Consider the following 3,367-nt stretch of genomic DNA (forward strand, 5'->3'; position numbering starts at 1 on the left):
GCTGGCGTGCCGGTCAAGGAAGTTGCCGATCACACCGGTTTTCCCGAAATCATGGACGGTCGTGTCAAGACTCTTCATCCGAAGATTCACGGCGGCCTTCTGGGCCGCCGTTCTCTTTCCAGCCATATGCAGGCCATGGAAGATAACGACATTTCCCCGATTGATCTGGTTTGTGTGAACCTTTATCCGTTTGAGGAAACTGTTGCCAAGGGTGCCGATTTCGAAACCTGCATCGAAAATATCGATATCGGTGGCCCAAGCATGATCCGCTCTGCGGCCAAGAACCACGAGTCCGTGACTGTGGTTGTTGATCCGTCCGATTATGACCGCGTCGTTGCCGAGATGAATGACAATGGCGGTGCCACCACAGCTGAAACCCGCCGTGTTCTGGCGGCCAAGGCCTTTGCCCGCACCGGTGCGTATGACTCGGCGATTTCAAGCTGGTTTGCCGGTGAACTTGGCGAAACCTTCCCGCAGCGTCTCAATGTTTCTGCCGAACTAAAACAGACGCTGCGTTACGGTGAAAACCCGCATCAGCAGGCCGCGTTCTATACCAACGGCAAAAATCGCCCGGGTGTGGCCACCGCGACCCAGCTTCAGGGTAAGGAACTGTCGTTTAACAACCTGAACGACACCGACGCCGCGTTCGAACTGGTATCCGAGTTCGATGAAAAGCCGGCCGTTGCGATCATCAAGCATGCCAACCCGTGCGGCGTTGCCGAGGGTGACAGCCTGATTGATGCCTATAACAAGGCACTGTCCTGTGATCCGGTATCGGCGTTTGGTGGCATCATCGCTGTCAACCGTACGCTTGATAAACAGACGGCCGAAGAAATCGCCAAACTGTTTGCCGAAGTCGTGATTTGCCCGGATGCCGATGACGCGGCCAAGGAAGTTCTGGCAGCGAAGAAAAACCTGCGTCTTCTGGTCACCGGTGGCATGGCGGATCCGGAAGGTGAAGACATGACCCTGCGTTCGCTGGCAGGCGGTTACCTGCTTCAGAACCGCGATGCTGGTCGTGTGAAACGCGAAGAGCTTAAGGTCGTGACCAAGCGCAAGCCGTCCGAGGCAGAGCTTGATGACCTTCTGTTTGCCTTCCGCGTTGGCAAGCATGTCAAATCAAACGCCATCGTCTATGTCAAAGACGGCAAGACCGTCGGTATCGGTGCTGGTCAGATGAGCCGTGTCGACAGCTCGCGCATTGCCGCGTGGAAAGCCGAAGAAGCTGGCAAGAATGCCGGCGAGAGCGATCTGCGCACACAGGGATCAGTAGTATCGTCGGACGCGTTCTTCCCGTTTGCCGATGGCCTTCTGGCCGCGGTCAAGGCGGGTGCGACCGCAGTGATCCAGCCAGGCGGCTCCATGCGTGACGAAGAAGTCATCGCGGCAGCCGATGAAAATGACATTGCCATGGTCTTTACCGGCATGCGTCATTTCCGCCACTAGGCGTTTCGGACTTTAAAAGCAAAACCCCGCAAGGATACCTTGCGGGGTTTTGTGTTGATTGCATCAGAACGAAACATCAGGCTTGGACGGTTGCCTTGCCATCTTTGGCGCCATCCGAATCTGTATCCTGATCAATAACGACGCCAGTCTGTGTAATCGCAGATGTTTTTGCGGTTTCCGGTTTTGCGTTTTCCTTGGTGGCGTCATCTTGATGAACACGAAGCGGTGCGCGCCAGTCGACACTGCCAAATGAATGACAGGACGGGCAGGAAACAACCCAGCGGTCAGTTTCGGCCCCACAGGCCCCGCAACGCCAATCCGGATCCGGGTTGGCGTGGCTTGCCTTGATCAGCAATTCACGGGCCTTCGCGCCATCCTGATTTTCACGCAGTTCAAGATCGGCCAACAGCCGGTAATGTCGGGCTTCGGCCTTGGTTGCCATGGCCTTTTCAAGGTTGCCGCGCGCAATCCCCCAAAGATCGGCTTCAAGCGCTGCTTCGGCCAGAACAATCTGGCTTTCGACATGACCGGGGTTTGTCGCGACGAGTTTTTCGACCGCTTTGACTTTTGCCAATGGATCGCCGGTCAGCGTTTCACGGAAAATCGCACCTAGTGCTGCCGACGGGGCTGTGCGCCAGCTTTGCATCACGACGTCGCGTGCCTTGCTATCCTGTTTCAGATCACGATAGAGCCCGGCCAGAAGCACAGCCGCACCGGTGAAATCGGGTGCAGAATTCAGCGCCTTGCGCAAAAGCTTGGTGGCTTCTGCGTTTTCGCCTTCGGCAATCGCGTCTTCTGCCTTGGCCGTGATCAAAAGCGCACGGCGATGGGTCAGTTCGGTTTCACTAAAGACGGCGGCCTTTTCTGCATCAACCAACAGGCTAAGCGCCCGATCCCAGCGTCTTGAGGTCAGCAGCAAGTCAAACAGTGTCACGATGACCGCAGGATTGCGTGGACGCAGACGGTGGGCCCGTTCGGCATAATCAAGGGCGGCTTCGCGGTCATTGACTTTCAATGCCAATTGCAAGAGGCCGCGCAGTCCAAAGAATGCGGAGTCGGGTTTTTCCAGCATGGCTTCGAACTGGCGTTTGGCGGCGTCATTGTTGCCGTCCAATTCTGCCGCCTGTGCTGTCAAAAGCCGGGTCAGGGTATCGTCTTCAAGATACCGGTCGACCGCACGGGTATGTTTCAGTGCTTGGCGCACGTCTCCTGACGCCAGTTCCAGCAATCCCATGGTCAGGGCTTGCTGGCCTTTCTTGCGGCGGCGGCTGCCCAGCAGGCGGCCAAGCCAGCCCGGGGAATTGGCAATGATTGTCCAGCCGCGCCACAGCAGGACGAGCACAGCGGTTAGCGCCAAGAGGCCCAGCGCGACCATGCCGATCGATCCGTCAAAGCGATATCCCAGCCAGACAATCGTCATGCGGCCCGGATTATCGGCAAACCAGACGGTGCAGAAAACCAGTGCTGCTGTAATCAGGATAAAGATCAGAAGGCGGATCATTGACGGCCCTCCGAACTGGTACTGGTCAGAATGGTAATCGCGTGTGAACTCAGCGTCGCAATTGCCTGATTAAGGGTCTGACGGTTTTCGGCAGCCTGGAGCCAGTCACTGACGGCGGCTGCGGCGTGGTCACCTTCGACCCCCTGAAGGGCGGCAACGGCGGCATCAAGATCATCCTGTGCCAACGCGTTTTCAGCCAGAACCAGACGACCTTCAAGCGACTCTTCGCCTGCGGCATCAACGCGCCGGATCGGGACCAGCTTTTTGATGTTCGCCCAAGTCGCATCAAGGACACTGCCTGAATGATCATCCGTGGCAGCTGCAACTGCTTCCTGTGCCATCGCCGGGAAGGACTGACGCAGTTTTTCAAGCGTCGGTGCGCCTTGATCTGCCAATGGTTTCAGGGTTGCGATCTGTTCT

3 protein-coding genes are annotated in these 3,367 nt (G+C 57.1%); 1 reads left to right on the plus strand and 2 read right to left on the minus strand.

Annotated features, from left to right (window positions below; genetic code table 11):
* The coding region (gene purH, locus B3Z49_RS07700) for a bifunctional phosphoribosylaminoimidazolecarboxamide formyltransferase/IMP cyclohydrolase (RefSeq protein ID WP_296989604.1) at nucleotides 1-1,446 on the plus strand (1,446 nt) is incomplete at its 5' end.
* A 76-nt stretch (nucleotides 1,447-1,522) separates the two neighbouring features.
* On the opposite strand, the gene B3Z49_RS07705 is transcribed toward purH, so the two are convergent.
* Complete coding sequence (locus B3Z49_RS07705) at nucleotides 1,523-2,947, minus strand: heme biosynthesis protein HemY (RefSeq protein WP_296989606.1); 1,425 nt, start codon at nucleotides 2,945-2,947, stop codon at nucleotides 1,523-1,525.
* The coding region (locus B3Z49_RS07710) for a COG4223 family protein (RefSeq protein ID WP_296989607.1) at nucleotides 2,944-3,367 on the minus strand (424 nt) is incomplete at its 5' end. The genes B3Z49_RS07705 and B3Z49_RS07710, both read right to left, overlap by 4 nt.

The organism is Thalassospira sp. UBA1131, assembly GCF_002311515.1.
Taxonomy (GTDB): Bacteria; Pseudomonadota; Alphaproteobacteria; order Rhodospirillales; family Thalassospiraceae; genus Thalassospira.